24 protein-coding genes and 1 tRNA gene are annotated in these 26263 nt (G+C 42.2%); 22 read left to right on the top strand and 3 right to left on the bottom strand.

Annotated elements, in window-relative coordinates; genetic code table 11:
• The first annotated feature begins 53 nt into the window (after window positions 1-53).
• The 3 genes from ACVS9P_RS06235 (at window position 54) to ACVS9P_RS06225 (ending at window position 1363) form a co-directional block, all read left to right on the top strand.
• Entirely contained in the window at window positions 54-839 is a 786-nt protein-coding gene (locus tag ACVS9P_RS06235) for a polysaccharide deacetylase family protein (protein ID WP_452102733.1), read from the top strand.
• A 22-nt stretch (window positions 840-861) separates the two neighbouring features.
• The gene (locus ACVS9P_RS06230) at window positions 862-1080 is read left to right on the top strand and encodes a hypothetical protein (protein WP_452102732.1); all 219 of its coding nucleotides are present in this window, start codon (window positions 862-864) and stop codon (window positions 1078-1080) included.
• Between the two features lie 91 nt (window positions 1081-1171).
• Entirely contained in the window at window positions 1172-1363 is a 192-nt protein-coding gene (locus ACVS9P_RS06225) for an alpha/beta-type small acid-soluble spore protein (protein ID WP_266161046.1), read from the top strand.
• 55 nt (window positions 1364-1418) lie between these two features.
• Here the strand turns inward: ACVS9P_RS06225 and ACVS9P_RS06220 are convergent, their stop codons facing one another.
• Window positions 1419-1805 carry a BofC C-terminal domain-containing protein gene (locus tag ACVS9P_RS06220; protein ID WP_452102731.1) on the bottom strand — a complete coding sequence of 129 codons (387 nt, stop codon included), beginning with the start codon at window positions 1803-1805 and terminating at the stop codon, window positions 1419-1421.
• Between the two features lie 102 nt (window positions 1806-1907).
• Here ACVS9P_RS06220 and ACVS9P_RS06215 point away from each other — a divergent pair, with 102 nt between their 5' ends.
• The 14 genes from ACVS9P_RS06215 to acrA all read left to right on the top strand — a co-directional run bounded on the left by ACVS9P_RS06215 (window position 1908) and on the right by acrA (window position 18617).
• Complete coding sequence (locus ACVS9P_RS06215) at window positions 1908-4238, top strand: transglycosylase domain-containing protein (protein WP_452102730.1); 2331 nt, start codon at window positions 1908-1910, stop codon at window positions 4236-4238.
• Window positions 4239-4436: 198 nt separating this feature from the next.
• On the top strand, window positions 4437-5684 hold the full coding sequence (locus ACVS9P_RS06210; RefSeq protein ID WP_452102729.1) for a homoserine dehydrogenase: 1248 nt from the start codon (window positions 4437-4439) through the stop codon (window positions 5682-5684).
• A gap of 36 nt (window positions 5685-5720) precedes the next feature.
• Window positions 5721-6617: a homoserine kinase gene (gene thrB, locus ACVS9P_RS06205; RefSeq protein WP_452102728.1), complete on the top strand. Its 897-nt coding sequence runs from the start codon at window positions 5721-5723 to the stop codon at window positions 6615-6617.
• A 42-nt stretch (window positions 6618-6659) separates the two neighbouring features.
• On the top strand, window positions 6660-7889 hold the full coding sequence (locus ACVS9P_RS06200; protein WP_452102727.1) for an aspartate kinase: 1230 nt from the start codon (window positions 6660-6662) through the stop codon (window positions 7887-7889).
• 107 nt (window positions 7890-7996) lie between these two features.
• Window positions 7997-8072: transfer RNA gene (locus ACVS9P_RS06195), tRNA-Pro, on the top strand.
• 297 nt (window positions 8073-8369) lie between these two features.
• Window positions 8370-8651 carry a hypothetical protein gene (locus tag ACVS9P_RS06190; protein WP_452102726.1) on the top strand — a complete coding sequence of 94 codons (282 nt, stop codon included), beginning with the start codon at window positions 8370-8372 and terminating at the stop codon, window positions 8649-8651.
• A 261-nt stretch (window positions 8652-8912) separates the two neighbouring features.
• Entirely contained in the window at window positions 8913-10370 is a 1458-nt protein-coding gene (gene gltX / locus ACVS9P_RS06185; protein ID WP_452102725.1) for a glutamate--tRNA ligase, read from the top strand.
• A gap of 14 nt (window positions 10371-10384) precedes the next feature.
• Window positions 10385-12070 carry a glutamine--tRNA ligase/YqeY domain fusion protein gene (locus ACVS9P_RS06180; protein WP_452102724.1) on the top strand — a complete coding sequence of 562 codons (1686 nt, stop codon included), beginning with the start codon at window positions 10385-10387 and terminating at the stop codon, window positions 12068-12070.
• Window positions 12071-12453: 383 nt separating this feature from the next.
• Window positions 12454-13644 (top strand): acetyl-CoA C-acetyltransferase, encoded by a 1191-nt coding sequence (locus tag ACVS9P_RS06175; RefSeq protein WP_452102723.1) that lies wholly within the window; start codon window positions 12454-12456, stop codon window positions 13642-13644.
• A gap of 13 nt (window positions 13645-13657) precedes the next feature.
• On the top strand, window positions 13658-14434 hold the full coding sequence (locus ACVS9P_RS06170) for an enoyl-CoA hydratase-related protein (protein ID WP_452102722.1): 777 nt from the start codon (window positions 13658-13660) through the stop codon (window positions 14432-14434).
• Between the two features lie 106 nt (window positions 14435-14540).
• Window positions 14541-15380 carry a 3-hydroxyacyl-CoA dehydrogenase NAD-binding domain-containing protein gene (locus ACVS9P_RS06165; RefSeq protein WP_452102721.1) on the top strand — a complete coding sequence of 280 codons (840 nt, stop codon included), beginning with the start codon at window positions 14541-14543 and terminating at the stop codon, window positions 15378-15380.
• Between the two features lie 129 nt (window positions 15381-15509).
• Window positions 15510-16667 (top strand): acyl-CoA dehydrogenase, encoded by a 1158-nt coding sequence (locus ACVS9P_RS06160; protein WP_452102720.1) that lies wholly within the window; start codon window positions 15510-15512, stop codon window positions 16665-16667.
• Window positions 16668-16689: 22 nt separating this feature from the next.
• Window positions 16690-17490: an acryloyl-CoA reductase electron transfer subunit gamma gene (gene acrB, locus ACVS9P_RS06155; RefSeq protein WP_452102719.1), complete on the top strand. Its 801-nt coding sequence runs from the start codon at window positions 16690-16692 to the stop codon at window positions 17488-17490.
• Window positions 17491-17510: 20 nt separating this feature from the next.
• Window positions 17511-18617, top strand: coding sequence for an acryloyl-CoA reductase electron transfer subunit beta (acrA, locus tag ACVS9P_RS06150; RefSeq protein ID WP_452102718.1), 1107 nt, complete (start codon window positions 17511-17513; stop codon window positions 18615-18617).
• A 216-nt stretch (window positions 18618-18833) separates the two neighbouring features.
• On the opposite strand, the gene ACVS9P_RS06145 is transcribed toward acrA, so the two are convergent.
• Window positions 18834-20177, bottom strand: coding sequence for a butyryl-CoA:acetate CoA-transferase (locus ACVS9P_RS06145; RefSeq protein WP_452102717.1), 1344 nt, complete (start codon window positions 20175-20177; stop codon window positions 18834-18836).
• A 159-nt stretch (window positions 20178-20336) separates the two neighbouring features.
• Here ACVS9P_RS06145 and ACVS9P_RS06140 point away from each other — a divergent pair, with 159 nt between their 5' ends.
• A complete protein-coding gene (locus ACVS9P_RS06140) occupies window positions 20337-21380 on the top strand; it encodes a helix-turn-helix transcriptional regulator (protein ID WP_452102716.1) in 1044 nt (347 codons plus the stop codon).
• 68 nt (window positions 21381-21448) lie between these two features.
• Here ACVS9P_RS06140 and ACVS9P_RS06135 read toward each other — a convergent pair whose 3' ends face one another.
• Window positions 21449-22027: a manganese efflux pump MntP gene (locus ACVS9P_RS06135; protein WP_452102715.1), complete on the bottom strand. Its 579-nt coding sequence runs from the start codon at window positions 22025-22027 to the stop codon at window positions 21449-21451.
• Window positions 22028-22172: 145 nt separating this feature from the next.
• On the opposite strand from ACVS9P_RS06135, the gene hisH reads away from it, so the two are divergent.
• The 4 genes from hisH (at window position 22173) to ACVS9P_RS06115 (ending at window position 26252) form a co-directional block, all read left to right on the top strand.
• Window positions 22173-22796: an imidazole glycerol phosphate synthase subunit HisH gene (gene hisH / locus ACVS9P_RS06130; protein WP_452102714.1), complete on the top strand. Its 624-nt coding sequence runs from the start codon at window positions 22173-22175 to the stop codon at window positions 22794-22796.
• A complete protein-coding gene (hisF, locus tag ACVS9P_RS06125) occupies window positions 22796-23557 on the top strand; it encodes an imidazole glycerol phosphate synthase subunit HisF (protein WP_452102713.1) in 762 nt (253 codons plus the stop codon). The genes hisH and hisF overlap by 1 nt, the downstream gene beginning before the upstream one ends.
• A gap of 98 nt (window positions 23558-23655) precedes the next feature.
• Window positions 23656-24810 (top strand): D-alanyl-D-alanine carboxypeptidase family protein, encoded by a 1155-nt coding sequence (locus tag ACVS9P_RS06120; protein ID WP_452102712.1) that lies wholly within the window; start codon window positions 23656-23658, stop codon window positions 24808-24810.
• Between the two features lie 95 nt (window positions 24811-24905).
• The gene (locus ACVS9P_RS06115; protein WP_452102711.1) at window positions 24906-26252 is read left to right on the top strand and encodes a glucose-6-phosphate isomerase; all 1347 of its coding nucleotides are present in this window, start codon (window positions 24906-24908) and stop codon (window positions 26250-26252) included.
• The last annotated feature ends 11 nt before the right edge of the window (window positions 26253-26263 follow it).

The raw sequence follows: 26263 nt of genomic DNA, 5'->3' as shown, positions 1-26263 counted from the left end.
GCGGAATTTGAGAAACTCCTTTGACATATATTTTGCCAAGGAGGTTCTTTTTTATGAAATGTTTTGTTTTAACAAAGAGAAAGGCAATCTTAGCATTGTCGGTCGTGGTATGTGTTGCCGCCGGAATTGTATTTGGAATTCACGGAGCCGCTGCTAATGCGGCAGCTACAAAAACAAGGCTTGTTCCAATTTATAATGTAAAAACAGATCAAAAAAAGATTTCGATCAGCTTCGATGCAGCATGGGGAAATGAACAGACGCAGAATTTGATTGATATTTTAGGAAAGTATTCTGTTAAGACCACATTTTTTGTTGTGGGATCATGGGTGGAAAAATATCCGGAATCCGTAAAAGCTTTGGCAGATGCAGGACATGAGGTGTGTAATCATTCGGATTCTCACCCACATATGCCGCAGCTTCCAAGAGAAAAGATTGCATCGGAGATTCAAAATTGCAACCAAAAAATCAAGGCGATCACCGGAAAAGAGCCAACCTTATTCCGCGCGCCCTATGGAGATTATAATAATACTTTAATTGAGACTGTCAAGGGCCTTAATATGCATGAGATCCAATGGAATGTCGACAGTTTGGATTGGAAAGACCCAACACCACAGCAAATTTATGAGCGTGTGGTTGGAAAAGTTCAGCCGGGATCGATCGTTTTGTTACATAACGGGGCAAAAAATACGCCTGCTGCATTGCCTTCCATTTTGGAAACTTTGCAAAAACAGGGTTATGAGATTGTCCCGATTTCCCAGTTGATCTATAACGGTAGTTATAAAATCGATAATAATGGGACACAGATTCCAACGGATCAGGGAACTTCATCAGGAGGCTGAGTCTTTTTGAAAGGATTTTAATATGGCACAGGTTACAGAAATTCGATTAGTAAAACGTCCGATAAGAATTACAAAAAAAACAACAATTGATGTAGCACAAGATGAAAATTGGTTTTCTATTTGGATTCATGAAGCAGGGCAGGAAAAAGGACTGACTCCGTGCCCCGTTAGTTTACAGATTAATCAAAAAACGGCAGAAGAACTGATGAATTTATTAGGGGAATTTTTGAATAAAAAGTAAAAAATTGTTATTCATAAAACAGTACATTCCTCACAAACTAGGAAAGCAAACGCAAGAGATATAAAATTTATTTTGTAAGGAGTGTATTGAAATGACATCTAGTAAAAATGTTGTCCCTGAGGCTCGTGCCGCACTGGATAAGTTCAAGATGGAAGCAGCTTCTGAGGTTGGTGTCAACTTAAAGAATGGCTATAACGGAGACCTTACCAGCCGCGAAGCTGGCTCTATTGGTGGCCAGATGGTCAAAGAAATGATCAAAAAGTATGAGGAAAGCATGAAATAATTGTTTCTCTTTTTGATCGGGGCATCATGCAAAAGCATGGTGCCTTTTTTATATTTTAACTTTCGTAATCCTCTAGAAGAGATCTTAATTTTTCATCACTTTCTACTGGGATTCCTTTTTCCAATAATTTTTGATCGGATTCCGGAAGAGAAGTGATTGAAACATTCACTTCATAAAAAGGAATCTCTTCCTTCCCGCGAAAGACACCAATATGGCCTTGATAAGACTGCAGCCGGTACATGACCGTCAGATCAGATACGGTACTGCTGCTTTCATAAATTGGCGAGAGGCTTTCTTGACTTGACGATGTATTTGCGCTAGAATATACAAATAGGTTGGTAGAAGGTTGAGAATCAGGCTGCTTGAAGACCGAAATAATTGCAGCACCGCAGACGGCGGTTACACAGCAAAAAACGATCAGGAGAATATCCCGCTTCTTCATGATAGAAATCACCTCCTGAGTAGTTTGTACCTGATTTGGAAAATTATTCTATATTTAATCAAAATGGATTAGATTTTGTTTGCAATTTCAGGAGGTGTCCCTATGAAGAGACCGGATACGGATCAGTATGTGTCTGCAGGGAACGTGGATCATACTCCAGCCGCGACGGCGAAATCGTTCGGAAGAATTGTTTTAAAAGCGTTGCTTACGATTCTTACAATTTGCTTGATTACCGGTGTCATTTTAGGAATCGCCCTTTTTTCGTTTATCATGAGTATGAAAAATGAAAAAGTCGATTTTGATTTGACAAATTTAAAGTTAAATTACACCAGCTTTATTTATGTGAATGGGGAAGGGGATAATCCCGATAGTCCAGTTGAGTTAACAACTCTTTATAAAGACGAAAACCGGGTTTGGGTTGATTATGGCGATATTCCCGACAACATGAAAAATGCGATGGTGGCAATTGAGGACAAGCGCTTTTGGGAACATAGCGGCGTAGACTGGGTGCGTACAGCCGGCGCAGCAGTTCATCTGCTGCAAAATGACAGTTATGGCGGCTCTACGATTACACAGCAGTTGGTTAAAAACATTACAAATTACGATGAAGTCAGCCTGACACGAAAAGTAAAAGAAATTTTTCGTGCTCTGAATCTCGAAAAGCAGTATAGCAAGGAGCAGATATTGGAAGCCTACCTTAACTATGTTAGCTTTGGTTCGGGAACACAGGGCGTAGAAGCGGCAGCAAAGCTTTATTTTGGCAAGAGTATTAAAGACTGTGATATTGCAGAATGCGCCAGTATTGCAGGGATCACGCAGAACCCGTCCAAATATTCTCCGTTGATTTATCCTGAAAATAATAAGGAACGTCAGCAGACAGTATTGGGAGCAATGCATGATCAAAAATTGATTACGGACGATCAATATACACAGGCCATGCAGGAATCTGAGAATATGCATTTTGTTGGCTATTCAGCAGAGGGTAATAATAACCAGACATGGGATTGGTATACAGAAGCTTTGGTCGGTGATGTGATCAATATGCTGATGGATAAATATAATATTAATTATGATACGGCAGTAGACAAGCTCTATCATGGTGGGTATAAAATTTATTCGGCCGAAAATTGTGATTTCCAAAAATCAGCCGAGGACTATATTCTTCGTGATGACCTTTTCGGCGGCGATCAGCAGATGCAGTTGGGCTTTTATGCGATGGACTATCAAGGCCGTGTCCTTGCTACTTTGGGCAACCGAAATAAAAAGGAAGGCAATATGGTGCAGTCCTTTGCAACGGATACGCAGAGGCAGTCCGGTTCTTCCATTAAGCCGTTGTCAGTTTATGGACCAGCAATGGATCAGGGCGTAAAATATGATAATGTGCCAATTACTTATTCTACTTTAATTAATGATAAGCCTTTGGACAATTATTTTGGACCAGGACAATCCGGACCAAACAACGCAGATAATACGTTCCATAGTTGGACACCGGTACAGAAAGCTTTGCAATGGTCTTATAATGCTAGTTCCGCTCAGGTATGTAATACCATGGGACCAACTACAAGCTATAATTTCCTTGTGAATCAGCTTCATTTTACCACTTTGGAGCAATCGGATAATAATATTGCTGCTATGGCAGTTGGTGGACAAACCCGCGGCGTAACAGTTAAGGAAATGACATCCGGCTTCCAAATTTTTGGGAACGGTGGAAAATATTTTAAACCTTATACTTTTTATTACGTAGAAGATCATGACGGGAATATAATCCAGGATAACCGTAGTGAATCCAGTGAACAGGTAATCAAAGGAACAACGGCTGGAATCATGAATCATATTTTGCAGTCTGTTGTAAGCGGTGGTACTGGTACAGCTGCTGCAATCAGTGGCTGGCAGATCTTTGGTAAGACCGGTACCAGTAATATGGGCAGCGCAACACCGGATAGCTGGTTTATTGGAGGAACACCAAAAGTTGTTGCAGGTATCTGGAGTGGTTATGAACAGATGAAAGATATCAGTTGGAAGACTGAATACTGCAAGCAGATTTGGCGCGCCTTAATTTCGCAGTATCTTTCCGGTCAGACGGCGGTTCCTTTTGATTTGGACCCCAATATTGTAGAACGGACGTATTGCAAGAGCAGCGGCCTTTTAGCTGGGGATTCCTGTACGGATACTGCCATCGGTTATTATGATAAAAATAATCTTCCGGCAGTTTGTAATGGAGGAAGTGATCATAAAGGGAATACTTCTACAATAAGCTCTTCTTCCAGCTCATCTGAAACGTCCTCAAAAACTCAAACGAGCAGCCCTCAACAAAGTCCTGCCTCGCAAAGTTCGGGCTCAAGCAGTCATGAGCAGCCGGCTTCGTCTACGTCATCCCATTCTTCGGAAGTACCCTCTTCATCGACAACCCCTATTTCTTCTTTATCGGGTTAACTTTTAGGGGCTTAATCGAGAATAAACTTATGTTTTTATGATTGAACAGGCAGGTACTTCTTATGGTATCCGCCTGTTCTTTTTCTTCGTCTTAAATCAAGTGAATTAGTTGAAAGTTGTAGAAAAACATGATAAACTATAAAAGTTAAGTCTAAATTTAGCCTTTAATGATTATGCAGTTTGAGGGGGGCTTTGCGAATGATAGAAATAGCAGTTCTTGGATATGGCGTTGTCGGCTCCGGCGTTGTGGAAATTTTAACAACACACGCTGACAGCATTGCGCAACGCGCAAAAGAAAAAATTAATGTTAAATATATCCTAATCAGAAGAGATCATGCGGAAAGTTCTCTTCAGGGAGAATTCACAAAATCTTTTGATGAAATCGTTGATGATCCGGACATTAAAATTGTTGTCGAAGCGATCGGCGGGTTAAACCCGGCGTATGAGTATGTGCGCCGTTCTTTAGAAGCCGGGAAAAGCGTTGTTACTTCCAATAAAGAGTTGGTTGCTTCAAAAGGAGCGGAGCTGCTCAAAATTGCTCAAGAAAAAAATTTGAATTTTCTTTTTGAAGCAAGTGTCGGAGGCGGTATTCCAATTTTAAGGCCGATCAGTCAGTGTCTAGCTGCAAATGATGTGGTTGGAATCTGCGGTATTTTAAATGGAACGACCAATTTTATTTTGACGAAGATGTTCCACGATAATATGTCTTTTGAAGATGCACTGAAGTTGGCACAAAAGCTCGGCTATGCGGAACATGATCCTTCTGCGGATATTGAAGGCATGGATGCCTGCCGTAAAATTTGCATTCTTGCATCTTTGACTTATGGACATCATGTTTATCCGGAACAGGTTCACACAGAGGGAATTACTGAGATTCGTAAGACTGACGTGGAATACGCGGATTCTTGGCATGGAGTTATCAAGCTGATTGGCGAAGTGAAAAAAGAAGAGAATGGGCGTCTGCAAATCATTGTATGTCCAATGTTTATTCCTTCTGATAGTCAGATTGCTACAGTTGATAATGTTTTTAATGCAATTATGGTACGCGGCGATGCAACTGGAGATGTTTTGTTCTATGGAAAAGGCGCCGGAAAGCTGCCGACCGCAAGTGCAGTAGTAGCAGACGTCATTGATTGCGTAAAGCATTTAAAAGCCAGAAAATATTTATTCTGGGATGCCGGTTCTCCGGATTATATCGATGATTATACAAAGGATATCCGCGCATTTTATGTTTGTGCAAAATATAATGAAGATGCAGAAAAAGGACTTGCCCTTGCAAAGAAAGAATTTCCAACATTGGAACATTTAAAGCGAAAGAATGCACCACTAGGGGAATTTGCTTTTGTTACGGATGCCATGCAGGAGTACGAATTCCGCAAAAAATGTATTGTGCTTAAAAAAGCAGGAATGGAAATTCAAAATACAATTCGAGTGGGCGATATGTGATGAATGCATAGTATAAGAGATAGGATGTGCAGTAAAATGATCAGAATCCAGATACCGGCGACCAGTGCCAATCTCGGCTCTGGGTTTGATGCCTTGGGAATCGCCCTGAATTTATATAATCAGGTATGGATGGAAGAATCGGACCATATCGATATTTCCTGTAAAGATGAAGTCGATGTGCCGAAAGATGAAACCAATCTGATTTTTTGGGCGGCAAAACAGCTTTATGAAGAGTGTGGGCATAAACTGTCGGGATTAAAAATTGTTCAGCTAAATAATATTCCAATGGCACGCGGGCTTGGCAGCAGTTCTGCCTGCATCGTGGCAGGATTAGCAGGAGCCAACAGACTTTTGGGTTCTCCAATGAATCAAATGGAACTTGTTAGTCTGGCAACGAAAATTGAAGGACACCCAGATAATGTTGCACCAGCGATAAAAGGTGGCTTAGTAGCTTCTGCGATTGAAGCCGGAAAAGTTTACAGTGTGAGTGTGCCGGTCTCTGATAAAATTCGCTTTGTGCTTTTTATTCCTCCGTTTGAGTTGAAGACTGAAAAAGCGCGATCTGTCTTACCGGATACCTATAGCAGACAGGATGCCATTTATAATTTGTCCAGGTCTGCATTAATGACAGCATCTTTGTTTTCAGGAAATCTTGAAAATCTCCGAGTTGCGGTGGAGGATAGAATTCATCAACCGTATCGTTCGTCTTTAATTCCAAACTACGACCAAGTCTTTCGTCTCAGCTATGAGCTTGGCTGTCTGGGAACCTGTGTCAGTGGTGCAGGCCCGTCAATCCTGGCAATGGTTGAAAGTACGGTTGCAGATCATTTTACAAAGCTTGCGAAAGAACGTTTGAAAGAAAAGCAAATTGGAGATTGGCAGGTAAAACTGCTGAACGCAGAATCAAATGGGGCACAGATCTTTGTTGAGTGAGTTTTACAATTAAGACAAACTTTTTATGAGGAGAGAACATCCATGAGCTTAATTGTTCAGAAATTTGGGGGAAGTTCCGTTGCAAACGCGGAACGTGTATTTAACGTAGCTGATATTGTAACGAAAACATATCAGAAGGGAAATGACGTGGTTGTTGTTGTCTCTGCCCAAGGAGATACAACAGATGATCTAATTAAAAAAGCTGCAGAAATCAATCCAGATCCAAGTAAAAGAGAAATGGATATGCTTTTAACGGCAGGGGAGCAGATGAGTGCTTCTTTGCTGGCGATGGCGATTGAAAAGCTTGGTTTTCCAGTCGTTTCACTTTTGGGCTGGCAAGCCGGGTTTGAGACCAGTAGTGCATATGGAAATGCCCGAATTAAGCGGGTGGCGCCAAGCAGAATTCGTCAGGCGCTTGACAAGAAAAATATTGTGGTAGTAACAGGATTTCAAGGAATTAATAAATGTGGGGATGTAACAACACTGGGACGTGGCGGCAGCGATACCAGCGCTGTTGCGATTGCAGCGGTAATGCATGCGGATCTTTGTCAGATTTTTACCGATGTAGAAGGCGTTTTTACGGCAGATCCACGCAAGGTTCCTGGAGCTAAGAAATTGGATTGTATTTCTTATGATGAAATGTTGGAATTAGCATCTTTGGGTGCACAGGTTCTAAATAATCGTTCTGTAGAAATGGCGAAAAAGTATAATATTGAACTGGAGGTTCTCTCCAGCTTAACTCGGAAAAAAGGTACAATCGTCAAGGAGGCAACCAAAATGGAGAAGATGCTGATTAGCGGTGTGGCAAAAGATGAAGATGTTGCACGAATTTCAATTATCGGTGTGCCGGATCGTCCCGGTCTTGCTTTTAAGATTTTTTCAAAGCTTTCTGCTAAGGGAATCAATGTAGATATTATTCTTCAGTCTGTGGGACGTAACGGAACAAAGGATATTAGTTTCACAGTGAATGCAGGAAATTTAAAAGAAGCTTTAGATATTCTTTCGCCTTATCTTGATTTGATAGGAGCTTCCAGTCTGACCTATGATGATCATGTTTCAAAAGTGAGCGCAGTAGGTGCCGGAATGGAATCTCATCCTGGAATCGCTGCACAGATGTTTGAAGCACTTTTTGAAGCGAACATTAATATTCAGATGATTTCGACGAGTGAAATTAAAATTTCCGTATTGTTGGCCGACAAAGATGCAGATCGTGCGGTTCTTGCGGTACATGATAAGTTTTTTAATGGAAACAATCTGGATGATTTAACCTGATTGGTGTCTGGTGGCAATGGCAACGTTTCATTGTAGTGCATAAGTTTTCTGGGAAATGACTTGATTTTTAAGGACACTTATGATAAAATAATCAACGTTGTCAATTTCCGGGTGTGGCGCAGTTGGTAGCGCGCTTGACTGGGGGTCAAGAGGCCGTGAGTTCAAGTCTCGCCACTCGGACCAAAGAAAACCGCATTAGATAGCCATTTCCTGACTATTTGATGCGGATTTATTTTTTTGTTTTTGCATCAAGAATGCTGAAAATCGTTGGAAACGTTGGCGGTTACTACGCAATTACTACGTGTTTTATGATGATTTTTCTATGGCTGGCTATAGCTTTTCTGCTCATTAAAAAGGGTACAATGGTTCGTTGCTTATTGTTTTTCTAATTTGGTTTACAAGGCTAACTGTTTTTGCTTTTTACATATAATTTAGCCTTTTGGTGTTTTGTGATAATAAAAAAAGAAAAGGAGAAGCTTTATGGGTTTTGATGAAAAAAAGCAGTTTGATCTTCCCGGTATCTTATATTTTGCTTCTGGAAATCGATACACAGGGAGTGTTGGAACTGGAATCGAAAATGGGTTTAATTATGCTGCAGAGCCGGGAGATGGTATCCTGAATATTTCCATTTGGCATTCTCCTGTTTGCTGTGAATTAGCAGAAGATAAAACTGAAAAAGAGTTCTCATTGACTGCAGAAGGAATTGAAAAAGCATCACAGTATCTTGCAGATTCTTATGACTTATCGAAAAAAGAAGATTAAATGGGGGTTGGTACGATAAAGCATTTCGTATCAGCCCTTTCTGGTTATCATGTTATCCTTATGTCTATCTTCAAAATCAGATGAAAATTTTTAATGCTTTTTTAAGATTATTTTCGGATAATTGAGATATTAAAAATGGCCTTACATGATAATGTTTGTTAAAATGAGGAACAATAAAAGGAAAATCATAAAAATTATTGCGAAAAATTGAAGCTTTCGTTATAATATAGACAGACCGTATCAAAGAAAGAGGCGTTTTGGATGGAAAAAACGATTGTCCGTACCCGTTTTGCGCCAAGTCCTACCGGCTTTATGCATGTGGGAAATTTGCGCACAGCACTGTATGCTTATTTAGTAGCAAAATCCCAGGGGGGAAAATTTATCCTGAGAATTGAAGATACTGATCAAGAACGTTTGGTGCCGGGCGCTGTAGATGTCATTTATCATACATTACAACAAGTCAGTTTGCAGCATGACGAAGGCCCGGATCTCGGGGGAGAATACGGCCCATATATTCAGAGTGAACGGAAAAATATTTATCTTCCTTATGCTGAGAAACTGGTAGAGGAAGGAAAAGCCTATTATTGCTTCTGCACCAAGGAACGTTTGGAATCTCTGCATCAGGAGAACACGTTCGGTGGCTATGACCGTCATTGCCGCAATCTTCCTAAAGAAGAAGTGCAACGGCTTTTAGATATGGGTACGCCGTGGGTTATTCGACAGAAAATGCCGCTGGAAGGCAGCACTACCTTTGTCGATTCCGTATTTGGAGAGATCACCATTGAGAATAAAATGTTGGAAGATCAAGTCTTAATTAAATCAGACGGATATCCGACTTATAATTTTGCAAACGTGATTGATGATCACCTGATGCATATCACTCATGTTGTGCGTGGGTGCGAATATCTGACGAGTACACCAAAATATAATCTGCTATATGAGGCATTTGGCTGGGAAGTTCCGGTTTATGTACATTTGCCGCTGATTATGGGCCGCAATGCCGATGGGACAACCAGTAAGCTTTCAAAGCGCCATGGCTCTACCGGATTTGCTGATTTGATCAAAGAAGGATATTTGCCGGAAACCATTGTCAACTATATTGCACTTTTGGGTTGGGCCCCTAAAGATAACCGTGAAATTTATTCTTTGCAGGAATTGTGCAATGCTTTTTCGCTCGATGGAATCAGCAAGAGCCCAGCAGTATTTGATTATGAAAAACTTACCTGGATGAATGGGGAATATATTCACGAGATGCCAAAAGAAGAATTTATTCGTCAGGCAACTCCTTATTTTAAAGAAGTCTTCGGGGAGAATCTGCCGGACACTGAAATCCTTGCGGATATTCTTCAGCCACGTGTCCTGAAATTTACCGAAGTTCCTCAAATGCTGCAGTTCTTTAAAGAACTGCCGGATTATTCGACAGACTTTTTTATCAATAAAAAAAGCAAGGCAACTTTAGAAAATGCCCCAGTGATGCTCCAAAAATCAATTGATCTGCTATCTTCCATGGAAGATTGGAGCGTCCCTTCTCTGCATGACAAACTGCTTCAGCTTGCCAAAGACTCTGAAGTGAAAAACGGAACTTTACTGTGGCCGGTACGAATTGCAGCGGCGGGACAAACGGTGACTCCTGGAGGTGCAATGGAGATTTTATCCATCCTAGGGAAAAAAGAATCCCTGAGGAGGCTAACATTGGGTCTTGAAAAACTGAAAGCGTAAGGAGCGTTAATCACATGAGTGATCATAAAATAGTGGAACCCGCAGAAGACAATTCCGGAAACTTTATTCATACTTTGATTGAGGAGGACTTGGCAGAAGGCGGACGTGATTATGGGAAAAAAGTCCATACGCGTTTTCCGCCTGAGCCAAATGGTTATCTTCACATTGGGCATGCCAAGGCGATCTGCATTGATTTTGGTACAGCGGAAAAATACGGTGGTATGTGCAATCTGCGTATGGATGATACCAATCCGACCAAAGAGGATGTAGAATACGTTGATTCTATCAAACGAGATATTAAGTGGTTGGGATTTGATTGGGAGGACCGTTTCTATTATGCGTCCGATTATTTTCCGAAGATGTACGAATTGGCAGTTAAACTGATTCGGGAGGGGCTTGCTTATGTCTGCGAGTTGACTCCGGAGCAGATGCACGATAATCGCGGAGATTTGAGCCACCCGGCAGTGAGCCCTTATCGGGATCGCCCAATAGAAGAGAGCCTTGATCTTTTCGGAAGAATGAAAGCAGGGGAATTTGAGGACGGCAGAATGACGCTGCGTGCAAAGATTGATTTAAACTCCGGCAACTTTAATATGAGAGATCCGGTTATTTACCGAATTAATCATATGAAGCATCATCGTACAGGAAATGACTGGTGTATTTATCCGATGTACGATTTTGCACATCCAATTGAAGATGCAATCGAAGGAATCACACATTCTCTTTGCAGCTTGGAATTTCAGGATCACCGACCGCTTTACGACTGGGTAATCGAGCATGTGGATTTACCTGCAAAGCCACGCCAGATTGAGTTTGCACGTCTCGGAATCAATAATACGGTAATGAGTAAGCGCAAATTGCGTCAGTTGGTAGAAAAGAATTATGTCAGTGGCTGGGATGATCCTAGAATGCCAACACTTTGTGGACTGCGTCGCCGTGGTTTTACACCGGCTTCTATTCGCAATTTTTGTGAACGAATCGGAGTCGCTAAAGTAAATTCCATAGTAGAATTCAGCTTTTTGGAGCATTGTCTTAGAGAAGATTTGAATCAAAATGCACGCCGTACGATGGCGGTGCTTCATCCTATAAAGCTGACAATTACCAATTATCCAGAAGGAAAAAGTGAAACGTTTGAAGTCGAAAATAATCCGGAACATCCGGAAGACGGTACTAGAACCGTGACTTTTTCCAGAAATCTCTGGATCGAACAGGAAGATTTCATGCAGGAGCCTATCAAGAAATATTTTCGGATGTTCCCTGGTAATGAAGTGCGCCTAAAGACTGCCTACGTGGTGCGCTGTGCAGGCTGCAAAACAGATTCTGACGGGAATGTGACAGAGGTTTTGGCCCAATATGATCCTGCTACCCGCGGCGGAAATACACCGGATGGACGCAAAGTAAAAGGGACGATTCATTGGCTTGACGCTGATACGGCAATTTCCGCTGAAGTACGCCTTTATGACAATCTTTTTACAGTACCTGAACCGGAACAAGAAAACTTTTTGGAACTGCTCAATCCAAATTCTTTGGAAATTCTCACAGAGTGCAAGGTGGAGCCTTCCATGATGCAAGCAAAGGCTCCGGCATTTTTTCAGTTTATGAGACAGGGATACTTTTGTTTAGACCAAGATTCTACTCAAGATCATCTAATTTTTAACCGTTCTGTTTCTTTAAAAGACAGTTTTAAAAAGAAAAATTAAACAAATTTGGATAAAAACAGCTTTATTTCTCTTTCTTTAAAAAGTTTTTTGCAAAAAATGAATTTATTTTACCCGATTTTCAGAAAAACCATTCCTAAAATGTAACTTTTCTATCAAAAAACTTTACCAGCTTGTTTGTTTTATGATATAATGACTTTGTGAGGGCTTTCGAAGATCGGGAACAACAATAATTTTCTTTGGAATTCTTATGAGTTTCGAAGAAATTATTTTTGCCGTGCAAGTCTTGAATGTTTTTGTGCAGGCAAGTTGTGTTTATTGGAGAAAATTCACAGCTTTTGTTTGCAAAAAATGATAGACGTTAGACGTGTTTTCGATATTCGGAAAACCATTTTTGCAAAATTGAAATGGAGGAAAAAAAAACTATGTCGAAAAAGATTGTCATTGCAGGTGCTTGCCGTACTGCTGTTGGTAAAATGGGCGGCGTTCTTTCCACAGTACCTGCAGCGAAATTAGGCGAGATCGTAATTCGTGAGGCGGTTAAGCGTGCCGGCATTCAGCCAAAAGATGTTGATGAGGTATTGATGGGATGCGTCCTTCAGGCGGCTTTGGGCCAGAACGTTGCCCGTCAGGCAGCTTTGAATGCAGGACTGCCGATTGAGACTCCTGCGGTTACTTTGAATGTTGTTTGCGGTTCCGGCCTGAACAGCGTTAATATGGCTGCTGATATGATCCTTGCAGGAGATGCGGATGTTGTAATCGCTGGCGGCATGGAGAACATGTCCTTGGCTCCTTATGCAATGACCAAAGCTCGTTTTGGCTATCGTATGAACAATGCAACGATCATTGATACCATGGTCAATGATGGATTGTGGGATGCTTTTAATAACTATCATATGGGCATGACTGCTGAGAATATTGCAGAGCGTTGGCACTTGACCCGCCGCGAATTGGATGAGTTCGCTGCATGGAGCCAGCAGAAATGTGAAAAGGCTCAGGCAGAAGGCAAGTTTAAGGATGAAATCATTCCTGTTGAAGTAAAGAAGAAGAAGGAAACCGTCATTGTTGATACCGATGAGGGCCCGCGTGCAGGCGTAACTGCTGACAGCATTTCCAAACTGCCTCCGGCCTTTAAAAAGCCTGATGGTGTTGTTACTGCAGCAAACTCTTCCGGAATTAATGATGGTGCAGCAGCAGTTGTCGTCATGAGCGAAGAGAAAGCTAAAGAACTTGGCGTTGTTCCAATGGTCGAGTGGGTTGGCGGCGCACTTGCTGGTGTTGATCCTGCTATTATGGGTATTGGACCAGTTGCTGCTACAAAGAAAGCAATGGCAAAGACCGGCATGAAAGTTTCCGATATGGACTTGATTGAAGCAAATGAAGCTTTTGCTGCACAGTCCGTTGCTGTTGCTCGTGAGCTGAAGTTTGATATGAGCAAGGTAAACGTAAATGGTGGTGCAATTGCATTGGGACATCCTGTTGGTGCTTCCGGTTGCCGTATTTTTGTTACCCTCTTACATGAAATGCAGAAACGCAATTCTAAATATGGTCTTGCTACATTGTGCATTGGCGGCGGCATGGGCTGCGCAACAATTGTAAAGGCTTACAATAAATAAAGAGGAACAAAAAATGAGCTATGTAAAGTTCGAACAGCAGGGAATGGTCGTAGTCCTTACGATTGACCGCGAAAAGGCTTTAAATGCTTTGAACAACCAAGTTTTGGACGACCTTAATGCTGCTTTTGATCAGATCGATCAGGACTATTTTCGTTGTGTAGTAATTACGGGAGCCGGCACCAAGGCTTTTGTTGCCGGAGCAGATATTGCGGCTATGAGCAAAATGACACGCTGTGAGGCAGTGAAATTCGGGCAAAAGGGAAATGAACTTTTTCGGAAAATTGCTAAATTTCCACTGCCTGTTATTGCTGCAGTTAATGGATTTGCTCTTGGCGGCGGCTGTGAGCTAAGCCTCTCCTGTGATATTCGTCTTGCTTCAGAGAATGCTGTTTTTGGCCAGCCTGAGACCGGTTTGGGGATTACTCCCGGATTTGGTGGTACGCAGCGTTTGGCTCGCTTAATCGCAAAGGGAATGGCAAAAGAAATGATTTATGCCGGAACAAAGATTAAGGCGGACCGTGCTTATCAGCTGGGATTGGTGAATGCAGTTTATCCGCAGGAGGAACTGATGCCTGCTGCTATGAAATTGGCAAATAAAATAGCGGTAAATGCTCCAATTGCAGTGCGTGCAAGCAAGCAGGCTTTAAATAAGGGACTTCAGATGAATATGGATGAAGCTGTTGTTCTGGAAGAGCAGTTCTTTAGCAGTTGCTTTGAGAGCTGCGATCAAAAAGAAGGTATGACAGCCTTCGTTGAAAAGAGAAAACATGAGCCTTTTGAGAATAAGTGATTTTATCCGTTATCTTCAGAAAGCTTTTTAAATGCTTTTCTTTTGATTATTACATCATAAATAGGTTGATTTCTTATAAATAATTTTTGGAGGTAAGAAGACAATCATGAAAGTTGGCGTAATTGGTGCCGGCACTATGGGCTCCGGTATTGCTCAGGCTTTTGCCCAGACAGAAGGATTTGAAGTTGCTCTTTGTGATATCAAAGCAGAATGGGCAGAAGGCGGTAAGGGGAAAATTCAGAAGAATCTTTCCAGCCGTGTTGCAAAGGGAAAAATGGAACAGGCCGCTGCAGATGCAATCCTTGCAAAAATCAGCACCGGCACAAACGAAATCGTTGCAGATTGCGATTTGGTGATTGAAGTTGCTCTTGAAAAGATGGATATCAAGAAAAATATTTTCAAACAGCTCCAGACAATTTGCAGGAAAGATGCAATCTTTGCAAGTAACACATCATCTCTTTCGATTACTGAAATCTCCAATGGACTTGACCGTCCTGTCGTAGGAATGCATTTCTTTAACCCGGCTCCTGTTATGAAGCTGGTTGAGGTGATTGCAGGAGAGACGACTACCGATGAGCAGGTTCAGAAGATTATTGAAATTGCCGAAAAGATCGGCAAAACTCCGGTACAGGTAAAAGAAGCTGCCGGATTTGTTGTAAACCGTATTTTAATTCCGATGATCAATGAGGCAATCGGTATCTATGCAGACGGCGTAGCTTCCGTTGAAGGAATTGATACGGCAATGAAACTGGGCGCAAATCATCCGATGGGGCCTCTGGCTCTGGGCGATTTGATCGGCCTGGATATCTGCCTTGCCATTATGGAGGTCCTGCAGAGCGAGACCGGCGATCCGAAATATCGTCCTCATCCGCTGCTTAAAAAGATGGTCCGTGCCGGAAAACTCGGCCGCAAGACCGGTGTCGGTTTTTACGATTATCGCAAATAATTCGTATTCCGATGCTTATTAGGAATCGATAATCAGTGTAATACTGTCAGTATTCCCAGCAGGCAGTGCTGTCTCTGATATTTATGATTCCGTTTTGTAACACAACTATAGTAGGAAGAAGGTATATGCATGGATTTGCACCTGTCCAAAGAACAAGAGATGCTTCGTAAGATGTATCACGACTTCGCGGAAAACGAAGTAAAACCCCTGGCGCAGGAAGTTGACGAAGACGAGCGCTTTCCTATGGAGACCGTGGAAAAGATGGCCAAGCTGGGCATGATGGGCATTTATTTTCCAAAGGAATACGGCGGTGCTGGCGGAGATGTTCTCAGCTATGCAATGGCCGTTGAGGAACTGAGCAAAGTTTGTGGCACTACTGGTGTTATTGTCTCTGCTCATACTTCTCTTTGCGGTGCTCCAATTTATGAGCACGGCACTGAGGAGCAGAAGAAACAGTATCTGCCGAAACTGTGCTCTGGCGAATGGATCGGCGCCTTTGGTTTAACCGAACCTGGCGCTGGCACTGATGCTCAGGGTCAGCAGACAACCGCTGTTCTTGAAGGAGACCATTATGTACTGAATGGCTCCAAAATTTTCATCACGAATGCTGGTGTAGCAAACGTATTTGTTATTATTGCTGTAACCGGTCATCACCTCAATGCAAAAGGCCGCAAGATTAAAGATATTTCAGCCTTTATCGTAGAGCGTGATTTCAAGGGTTTCTCTGTAAGCAAGCCTGAAAAGAAAATGGGTATTCGTGGCTCTTCTACTGCAGAACTTGTCATGGAGGACTGCATTGTGCCTAAGGAGAATCTCCTTGGCAAAGAGGGTCAGGGCTTTAAGATTGCTATGGAGACTTTGGACGGCGGCCGTATCGGCATCGCTTCCCAGGCTCTTGGCCTTGCAGAAGGCGCAATTGAAGAGACCATTAAATACACCAAAGAGCGTGTTCAGTTCGGTAAACGTATTTCTCAGTTTCAGAACACCCAGTTCCAGCTGGCGGATATGTATGCAAAGACCGAAGCTGCAAAGTGGCTGGTTTATTCCGCCGCAATGAAGAAGCAGAATCATGAGCCTTATACGGTTGACGCCGCTATGGCAAAATTGGTAGCTGCTGAGACTGCCAGCGATGTTACCCGCCGTTGCGTACAGCTGTTCGGCGGATATGGCTACACCCGTGAGTATCCTGTTGAGCGCATGATGCGTGATGCAAAGATCACTGAGATCTATGAGGGTACTTCCGAGGTTCAGCGCATTGTCATTTCTGGCCATCTCGGCTTGAAATAAGGAACTGGAGGGAATATTCGACATGAAAGTTATTGTTTGTGTAAAACAAGTCCCGGATACCTCTGGTGTCGTTGCTGTTAAAGCAGATGGCACTATGGATCGTTCTTCCATGGCAACAATCACCAACCCTGATGATATGAATGCAGTTGAAGCTGCTCTTCAACTGAAAGAAAAAACAGGCTGCGAAGTGATTGTCGTTTCCATGGGACCCCCTCCGGCAGAGGGAATGCTGCGTGAAATCCTTGCCCGCGGTGCAGATCGTGCGGTTTTGGTTTCTGCACGTGAATTCGGCGGCAGTGATACCTATGCAACCAGTCAGATTCTGGCTGCTGCGATTAAGAAGATCGGTGTAGGTCCTGAGGATGTCGTATTCTGTGGCCGTCAGGCTATTGATGGCGATACCGCACAGGTTGGCCCGCAGATTGCTGAAAAACTCGGTATGCCGCAGGTTACCTATGTAGCAGATATTAAAGTTGAAGGCAAAGATCTCGTCGTAAAGCGTATGCTGGAAGACGGATTTATGATGCTGAAAGTTCAGACTCCGTGCCTCTTAACCTGCATTAAAGAGCTGAACGAACCCCGTTATATGAGTGTTGGAGGCATTTTTGAATGCTATTCCAAGCCTTTGGATGTTTTCAACTATGAGGCATTGAAAGATGATCCGCTGGTTGATCTGGATACAATCGGCCTTAAAGGATCTCCGACCAATGTGTATAAGTCTTTCTCGCCTCCGCTTAAAGGTGCCAGCGTAATGCTGGAGGGCGCAGATAAAGCAACTTGCGAAAAGCTCGTTGGTATTCTGGACGGGAAACACCTTATCTAATTTGAAAGGAGATGTAATAAATGGCTGAATTTAATAGTAAAGACACCGCCGCCTTTAAGGGCGTGTGGGTATTTTGTGAGCAGCGCGAAGGCGTAATTATGAGTACCACCTATCAGCTGCTGAGCGAAGGCCGTAAACTGGCCAATGACCTAGGAGTAGAGCTTTGTGGCATTTTGCTTGGTCATAATATTAAAGAAGAGTATGTCAAGGGCCTTGGCGGATACGGCGCTGATCGTGTATATGTTTGTGATAGTGAGCTCTTAGAGACCTATACAACAGACGGTTATGCAAAAGTAATCTGTGATGCTGTCAAAGAGAAAAAACCTGAGGTTCTCCTGATCGGTGCTACCAACATTGGTCGTGACCTTGGACCTCGCTGTGCAGCTCGTCTGCATACCGGTTTGACTGCCGACTGCACCCATCTGGATGTAGATACTGAAAAGTATAAGGCGTTTTTGAAGACGACTTCTACCATTGATGTCGATCATACCCCCTTTGAGAACAATACCAATTTGAAGATGACTCGTCCGGCATTTGGCGGCCACTTGATGGCTACCATTATTTGCCCGCGTTTTCGTCCGCAGATGTCTACTGTTCGTCCGGGCGTTATGAAGACTCAGCCTTATGATGAGGCTGGTGCACAGAAGGTTGTTGTCGAGAATCTGAATATTGCCCTTAAAAAGGACGATATCCATGTAGAGGTTCTTGATGTTGAGAAAGCAGCCAAGAAGATGGTCGATTTGATCGGTGCTGATGTCGTTGTTTCTGTTGGACGTGGTATCAGCAAAGATGTCGAAAAGGGCATTAAAATTGCGCAGGATCTGGCTGATGTATTGGGCGGCGTCGTAGGCGCTTCTCGTGCAGTTGTCGATGCTGGCTGGATTTCTTCCGATCATCAGGTCGGACAGACTGGCAAGACCGTTCATCCTCGCATTTATGTTGCACTCGGTATTTCCGGTGCAATTCAGCATCAGGCTGGTATGCAGGATTCCGAATGCATCGTTGCTATCAATAAAAATGCTGATGCTCCTATTTTCGATATTTCTTCTTATGGTATCGTTGGCGACTTGTTTAAAGTTGTCCCGATGCTGACTGAAGCAATTAAAGCTTTGGAAGCAAGCAAATAAGGATCATTTTTCCTGATTTTTTTGCTAAGAGAATAAAAAGCCACCCTTTTTCCATTTGGGAGAAGGGTGGCTTTTTTAATATGTTCTTAATTTACCGCAAAATATACAAAAAGGAATCGGTTGCCGGAAAGTCAAAAAAATCATTAAAAAAGGCCTTTGTCTTTCATCGTCGTTTGAAAAAGGATGAAAGATAAGGGCCTTATGTAGAAACTGAATTTAAATTTTGTTGGACTGACGCCAAATATTCTGTGCTTCAGCATCTTTAATTAATTGATCACGGAATTTTGGATGTGCAACGCTAATAATCGCTTCAGCGCGCTGCCAAGTGGAAAGCCCCTTTAAGTTTACTTTTCCGTATTCGGTAACAAGCCATTGAATATTGCAACGGGTATCTGTTACGATGGAGCCGTTTTTCAAAGTCGGTAAAATACGGGAAATCGTTTCGCCTTTTTTGTTGGTGAAAGTAGAAGAGCAACAAATGAAGCTCTTTCCGCCATGACTTAAATAAGCACCCATAACGAAATCAAGCTGTCCGCCGGCACCGCTGATTTGCTTAATCCCAGCGGATTCTGCATTCACTTGTCCATAAAGGTCAACATCAATCACATTGTTAATGGAGATAAAATTATCAAGAGCTGCAACTGTGCGAACGTCGTTTGTATAATCAACAGGTGCACTCATCAGTGCAGGGTTGTTATTCATGTATTCATACATTTCTTTGGAGCCAGAGCCAAAAGCATAAGTCTGACGTCCGTAATCAATATTTTTCTTTGACCCGTTGATTTTTCCGGCTTTTGCAATTTTTACAAAAGCATCAACGTACATTTCTGTATGAACGCCAAGATCTTTTAGATCAGAGTCAACGATCATGGAACCAACAGCGTTTGGCATGCCGCCAATTCCGAGCTGTAGGCAGGCACCATTTGGAATTTCTTCTACAATTAGTTTTGCGACAGCTTTGTCAATTTCAGTAGCAGGAGCTTCTGCACCAGTTGCGTCGATCGGATCGTTTGGACCTTCTACAACCATATCTACTTTGTTGATATGAATTCCTTCGTTAAAACCGCCTAGGCAGCGAGGCATATTTTGATTGACTTCAACGATAATCGTTTTTGCTTTTTCACACATTGCAGTAATATGTGAAGCACTGGGGCCAAAGTTAAAATAGCCATGTTCATCCATAGGAGCAACCTGAATCATGACAACGTCAACCGGATCCAGGTTTTCGCGATAAAAACGAGGCAACTCTGAATAACGCATGGGGCTGTAATATGCCATTCCGAGAGAAATCATTTTGCGTTCAATTCCGCTCATATGCCAGCTGTTCCATGTAAAATGGGTTGGCGCATCCGGTACTTTAGCAATCTCCAAGGGATGCATGACAACGCCGCCGCGAAGTTTTACATCCGTCAGTTCATTGTATCGTGCAGCTAAAGCTTTATCGAGGACAACAGGAGTCCCAAGACACCATCCATAATCCACCCAGTCACCGGATTTGACAACCTTGACTGCATCCTCAGCAGTTGTCAGTTTGCTTTGATATTCCTCATAAAAATCCATTCCAAAAGAACCTCCTACCACGTTTGGTTACTTTAATTATTTGTTTTATATTATATCAGATTTGCCGCCAAAAGACAAGAAATCACTTATCCTGTCGGGTGTTGTTGTATTTTTAAAAATATGGTAAAATTAAGCAAATAAAAATAGGAGAGAGAGAAATTGGATTCGAATGTTAATAAAGAAAAATTGTGTTTATTAAAAATGCTTCAGATTTTCAGAAAGAATTCAGATCAAGATCATCCGATTACCCTTTTAGAAGTCGGCAAACTTTTGGAACAAGAAGGCCTTTCCTGTAGCCGAAAGACACTCGGCAGGGACTTAAAAGCTTTAAAAGATGCTGGGTATGATTTTATAAAATCCAATGGCTCAACCCAAAGAGGCTTTTACCTTGCAGAGTCGTCTTCATTCGAAACTGCAGAGGTGCGTGTGCTAATGGATGCCGTTTTAAGTGCTCCTTTTATAACAGAAGAGTGGACGAAACAACTCGTTGATCACCTCAAAAGTTTGATGAGTGTACATCAGGCGGAAGATATGTGCCGTCAAATCAGTTTTGACAGAACTTATAAATATAAAAATGGAGAAATTTTTTATACAATTGATACACTGGAAAAAGCAATTCGTGCCAAAAAGAAAATTCGTATGGTGTATCAGCATCAGATCCTTTGGCACAACCGAGTAACGCTTGATTTTGGACGAGAATTTATTCTGAGTCCCTATGCTTTATTATGGAGTCACGACAAATATTATTTAGCTTGTAATTATAAAAAATATGATGTCGTTTCGAATTATCGTTTGGACCGTATGCACAGAGTAGAGATCCTGGAGGAACCGGCACGTCCATTTGAAGAAGTTTGTTCTTATCGTGGAACTTTTGATGCAGATGATTATTTGCGGCATTCTTTTTACATGTACAACGGGGAAAGACAGACCCTTTTGATTCGCTGCAAAAATTCTGCATTAGAAATCATGCTGGATCGCTTTGGAGATTCTTTGAAATTTTTGGAGTGTGATAACAGTAAGGATGTTTTTACAGCCCGTACAGATGTTAGTATCAGTGATGGGCTGTATGAATGGCTTTTACAGTACAGCGGAGTCATGACAGTTTTGTCGCCGACGATCGTGCGTCATGAGATGCAAGAGAGAATCCGTGAATTATATAAGCGCTATCAATGCGCCCCAAATTTTCAAAATGACGATATTTAAAAAATGGTCGGCTTTCAGTAAAAGGAATTTTATTGAAAACCGATCATTTTATTTTCCGGGAAATAATGTTAGGAAAACCACATATGCTCAACGAAAATTTCAATGCCGATTGCGATCAGAACGATTCCACCAAAAAGTTCTGCGCGGTTGCTCAAAAGAGGGCCAAACTTTTTTCCAATATAAACACCAATGAGACAAAAAAAGAATGTTACGACTGCAATAATACTAACAGCTAAAAGCATTAAAAGAGGCGTTGAAGCACCAACTGCATTCGGAAGAATTACGCCTGTTGCAAGAGCATCAATACTGGTGGCAACGGCAAGCACTAAAATTTGTTTCCATGATAGATCATTTTGGTAGCAAACAGCTGTTTCTTTATGGCGGGATTCTTTCAACATTTGAATTCCGATGATACTCAAAAGGATCAAAGCAATCCAATGATCAACGCTTTCTATTAAAGAAGCGCCGGTAATTCCGACCAGCCACCCAATGACAGGCATGATTCCCTGAAATAATCCAAAACTGCAGGCTAATTTCAGAGCAAAAGAAAAGCGCAGCTTTTTTGTGACGGCACCATTTGTGATGCTGACTGCAAAAGCGTCCATTGAAAGGCCAACGGCAATTCCAAACAGAGCAAAGTAGTCCACAGTTTTCCCTCCAGACAATTCAAGAACAATGTTTTTTATATTAAAACTTTTTAAATAGTTTGTCAATCATTTTAGAATATTAGAAAAGAAATTGCGATTTTTAAGAAATCATGTTAAAATAAACGCAATATGGGGGGCGTGAAAAATGATAGCTTTGATCGATTATGGAGCCGGAAACCTGCAGAGCGTGATAAAAGCTTTTCACTATATTGGCTGTGAAGTCAAGGTAACAGCTGATCCGAAAGAGCTGCAACGTGCAGATGCAGCAGTTTTGCCCGGAGTAGGTGCTTTTGGAGATGCGATGAACAGTCTTCAAAAGTCAGGGATGGTTCCGGAAATTTATCACTTTATCGGACAGAATAAACCCTTTCTAGGAATTTGTTTGGGACTTCAAATGTTGTTTGAAAGCAGCGAAGAAGGTGAGGGAGTTAAGGGACTTGGAATCCTTCCGGGAAAAATCCTTCGAATTCCAGATGGCCCAGGTCTTAAGGTTCCGCATATTGGTTGGAATAGTTTAAACTTTAAGTGCCATACAGGTTTGTTTGAAAATCTTCCAGAAAATTCTTATGTTTATTTTGTACATTCTTATTACTTAAAAGCAGAAAAACGTCATCAAGTCATTGCAACCACTTCTTATGGAGTTGAGATTGATGCGGCTGTCCAGCGCGGCAATTTATTTGCAACTCAGTTTCATCCTGAAAAAAGTGGGCAGGTAGGCCTGAAGATTTTGGAAAACTTTGTTTCAATGATCGGGGAGGGCAATGCTTAATGTATGCAAAACGAATCATTCCTTGTTTGGATGTAAAAAACGGACGAGTAGTCAAAGGAACGTCGTTTATTAATTTGAGAGACGCAGGAGATCCGGTGGAATGTGCAATCGAATATGATCGTCAGGGAGCTGATGAACTGGTTTTGCTGGATATTACAGCTTCTGCTCAATCAAGGGGAACACAGCTGCAGTATGTTAGTTCTGTGGCAGATCACATTTTTATTCCCTTTACAGTTGGCGGAGGTATCCGCACGGTAGAAGACTTTACGGCTTTGTTAAGGGCAGGCGCTGATAAAGTTTCAGTGAATTCTGCTGCGATTCGAAATCCAGAGCTGATTGAGGAAGCTGCCAAAAAATTTGGAAGTCAGTGTGTTGTTTGTGCAATTGACGCAAAAAGGAAAGAAGAAGGAGGCTGGACTGTTTATATCAACGGCGGCCGTATTGATACTGGAATAGATGCGTTGGAGTGGGCAAAAAAAGCAACCGAGTTGGGAGCAGGAGAACTTTTAGTGACCAGCATGGACGAAGATGGGCAGAAAAAAGGATATGACCTTGCTTTAACGGCGGCAATTTCTGAATCTGTCTCGGTCCCTGTAATTGCTTCCGGTGGAGCCGGAGCATTGGAACATTTTTATGACGCTTTTACAAAAGGAAAAGCGGATGCTGTTCTGGCTGCAAGTTTATTTCACTTTGGAGAAATCAGTATTCCACAGTTAAAAGAATATCTTTCCGGACGAGGAATCTCTGTTCGGAAAATATAATAATAGAAAAGTCAAGTTCTGTTTAAGAACTTGGCTTTTTCTAATGTTAAAATGGAAATCTCCTGCATAGAAATAAAAGCGAGGAGGTGTCCTAAAAAATGAAGAAAAGAAGAATTTTAGCTGCTGTTCTTTCAGTCGTTTTTGTATTACAGGCGTTTTCGCTGCATGCCTATGCACTTTCAGATGAAGAACTGCCAGCCCCGAGTGCCTGCCTAATGGAAGCTGAAACCGGAAAAGTGCTGTACGAGAAAGCTTCGCACGATCAGCGTCCCTGTGCATCTGTTACGAAAGTGATGACGCTCCTTTTAGTGATGGAAGCCCTTGATGACGGAAAGATCCATTTGGACGACCAGGTTACAGCCAGTGAACATGCTGCCTCTATGGGAGGGTCAGATATCTGGCTAAAAAAGGGAGAAACGATGAGCGTCGACGATATGCTCAAAGCAACCGTAATCGCGAGCGCAAATGATGCAGCAGTTGCTTTGGCGGAATTTGTCGCTGGAAGCGAAGACGCGTTTCTTGCTCAGATGAATGAAAAAGCGAAGGCACTGGGTATGAACGATACGACCTTTAAAAACTGTAACGGCCTTGATGAAGATGGTCATGTGACCAGTGCTTATGATGTTGCAGTGATGTCGCGGGAGCTGATGAAGCACCAAAAGATATTTGATTATACCGGTACATGGATGGATTCATTAAGGGATGGAAAGACGCAGCTCGTTAATACGAATAAGCTTTTGAAGAGCTATAAAGGAATCACTGGACTTAAAACCGGAACTACCAGCAAAGCTGGCAGCTGCATTTCGGCAACAGCAATGCGCGACGGTATGCACTTGATCGCGGTCGTTTTGGGTGCTTCCAATACGAAAGATCGTTTTAATAGTGCGGCTACTTTGCTGAACTATGGATTTGCGAACTGGTCTTTGAGTGCGTTGGAAGTTCCGGAAGAAGCATATCAGCCTTTAAAAATCCAGAATGGAATGGAGAATGAGGTTCCTGTTACAATCGCAAATCCGGGAAGTGCGTTAGTTTCGAAAGGAAAAGGGGAAGAGGTACAGTCAACAGTTTCTTATGATGAATTTTTAGAGGTTCCTATTCAAAAGGGACAGCAGGTAGGAGAGATTACCTATTCGATTGGGGACGAAACGGTTGGATCAGTGCCAATTTTAGCAGCAAAAGATATTGAAAAAGCAGAATTAATGCCTGTTTTTCACTTGCTTCTCCAAAATTTATTTTCTTTCTCTGATAAATAACAGGAAACAAACACGAATTATGCTATCGTGCCTTGCAAATTTTATCAAGATATTGTAAAATATAAACAATCAAAAAGCGCAAGGAGGAATTAAAATTGTCTCTTCGCTATGACACATGTTACTTTGATTCTTTTTTATCTTCGCAGGAATATGAAGCGCTTGCCCCTCAAGTAGAGCTTGCACATCAAATTCTGCACAACGGAACAGGTCTCGGCAATGATTTTCTCGGCTGGGTGGATCTTCCTGTAAACTATGACAAAGAAGAATTTTCCCGCATTAAGGCAGCGGCAGAACGAATTCGTAAGAATACTGATGTCTTTCTAGTAATCGGTATTGGGGGTTCCTATCTGGGAGCTCGTGCAGCAATCGAATTTTTGAAATCCAACAATTACAATGCACTGAAAAAGAATTCACCGGATATTTATTTTATTGGAAATAGTATCAGCTCAACTGCTCTTGCGGAAGTCATGGAAATCTGTGAAGGAAAAGATGTTTCCATTAATATGATTTCTAAATCTGGTACTACAACGGAGCCAGCAATTGCTTTCCGAGTTTTGCGCGCCCTTCTTGAGAAAAAATACGGTGCAGAAGGCGCAAAAGAGCGTATCTTCTGTACGACTGATAAGGCACGCGGAACTTTAAAGCAGCTGGCAACAAAAGAGGACTATGAAACTTTTGTAGTGCCGGACGATGTCGGCGGACGCTACAGTGTCTTGACTGCAGTAGGACTTTTGCCAATCGCGGTTGCAGGATGTGATATTGATGCTTTGATGGCTGGAGCTGCTAAAGCACGAGAAGCTTATGATAATCCGGAGCTTTCAGAAAATCCATGCTATCAGTATGCAGCGTCCAGAAATCTGCTTTATCGCAAGGGTAAAGAAATTGAAATCCTTGTAAGCTATGAACCATGTTTTACAATGATGAACGAATGGTGGAAGCAGCTGTTCGGAGAGAGTGAAGGAAAAGACCAAAAAGGATTGTTCCCGGCTTCTGTTGTTTTCTCAACAGATCTTCACTCCATGGGACAGTATATCCAACAGGGACGCCGCTCTATTTTTGAAACGGTTGTACTGTTTGACCATGCCAAAAAGGAAATTTATCTCGGAAATGATCCGGAGAATACAGACGGACTTAATTTCCTTGCAGGCAAGAGTATGTCCTATATCAATAAAAAGGCTTTTGAAGGAACTGTCCTTGCACATACGGATGGAGGGGTTCCAAATGGAGTCATTCATGTCCCGGACTTCTCTGAAGATTCTCTTGGACAACTGATTTATTTCTTTGAAAAAGCGTGCGCGATTTCCGGTTATCTGATGGGAGTAAATCCTTTTAATCAGCCCGGTGTCGAAAGCTATAAAAAGAATATGTTTGCCCTTTTAGGTAAGCCTGGTTATGAGGCACAAAAGGAAGCTCTGGAAGTAAGGCTTCATCACGATAAATAAGATAAAATATA

The organism is Caproicibacterium sp. NSD3, assembly GCF_053613275.1.
The sequence above is the reverse complement of the archived record's forward strand: the minus strand, read 5'-3'. Positions and strand labels throughout refer to the sequence as shown.

Bases quoted from the DNA above. Each gene is read 5' to 3' on its own strand.
- acrA (WP_452102718.1), top strand. From the start codon at position 17,511: ATGGCTGAATTTAATAGTAAAGACACCGCCGCCTTTAAGGGCGTGTGG.
- ACVS9P_RS06175 (WP_452102723.1), top strand. From the start codon at position 12,454: ATGTCGAAAAAGATTGTCATTGCAGGTGCTTGCCGTACTGCTGTTGGT.
- ACVS9P_RS06160 (WP_452102720.1), top strand. From the start codon at position 15,510: ATGGATTTGCACCTGTCCAAAGAACAAGAGATGCTTCGTAAGATGTAT.
- ACVS9P_RS06165 (WP_452102721.1), top strand. From the start codon at position 14,541: ATGAAAGTTGGCGTAATTGGTGCCGGCACTATGGGCTCCGGTATTGCT.
- hisH (WP_452102714.1), top strand. From the start codon at position 22,173: ATGATAGCTTTGATCGATTATGGAGCCGGAAACCTGCAGAGCGTGATA.
- ACVS9P_RS06190 (WP_452102726.1), top strand. From the start codon at position 8,370: ATGGGTTTTGATGAAAAAAAGCAGTTTGATCTTCCCGGTATCTTATAT.
- ACVS9P_RS06200 (WP_452102727.1), top strand. From the start codon at position 6,660: ATGAGCTTAATTGTTCAGAAATTTGGGGGAAGTTCCGTTGCAAACGCG.
- ACVS9P_RS06215 (WP_452102730.1), top strand. From the start codon at position 1,908: ATGAAGAGACCGGATACGGATCAGTATGTGTCTGCAGGGAACGTGGAT.
- ACVS9P_RS06220 (WP_452102731.1), bottom strand. From the start codon at position 1,805: ATGAAGAAGCGGGATATTCTCCTGATCGTTTTTTGCTGTGTAACCGCC.
- ACVS9P_RS06180 (WP_452102724.1), top strand. From the start codon at position 10,385: ATGAGTGATCATAAAATAGTGGAACCCGCAGAAGACAATTCCGGAAAC.
- ACVS9P_RS06235 (WP_452102733.1), top strand. From the start codon at position 54: ATGAAATGTTTTGTTTTAACAAAGAGAAAGGCAATCTTAGCATTGTCG.
- gltX (WP_452102725.1), top strand. From the start codon at position 8,913: ATGGAAAAAACGATTGTCCGTACCCGTTTTGCGCCAAGTCCTACCGGC.
- ACVS9P_RS06145 (WP_452102717.1), bottom strand. From the start codon at position 20,177: ATGGATTTTTATGAGGAATATCAAAGCAAACTGACAACTGCTGAGGAT.
- ACVS9P_RS06210 (WP_452102729.1), top strand. From the start codon at position 4,437: ATGATAGAAATAGCAGTTCTTGGATATGGCGTTGTCGGCTCCGGCGTT.
- ACVS9P_RS06230 (WP_452102732.1), top strand. From the start codon at position 862: ATGGCACAGGTTACAGAAATTCGATTAGTAAAACGTCCGATAAGAATT.
- hisF (WP_452102713.1), top strand. From the start codon at position 22,796: ATGTATGCAAAACGAATCATTCCTTGTTTGGATGTAAAAAACGGACGA.
- ACVS9P_RS06170 (WP_452102722.1), top strand. From the start codon at position 13,658: ATGAGCTATGTAAAGTTCGAACAGCAGGGAATGGTCGTAGTCCTTACG.
- thrB (WP_452102728.1), top strand. From the start codon at position 5,721: ATGATCAGAATCCAGATACCGGCGACCAGTGCCAATCTCGGCTCTGGG.
- ACVS9P_RS06225 (WP_266161046.1), top strand. From the start codon at position 1,172: ATGACATCTAGTAAAAATGTTGTCCCTGAGGCTCGTGCCGCACTGGAT.
- acrB (WP_452102719.1), top strand. From the start codon at position 16,690: ATGAAAGTTATTGTTTGTGTAAAACAAGTCCCGGATACCTCTGGTGTC.
- ACVS9P_RS06120 (WP_452102712.1), top strand. From the start codon at position 23,656: ATGAAGAAAAGAAGAATTTTAGCTGCTGTTCTTTCAGTCGTTTTTGTA.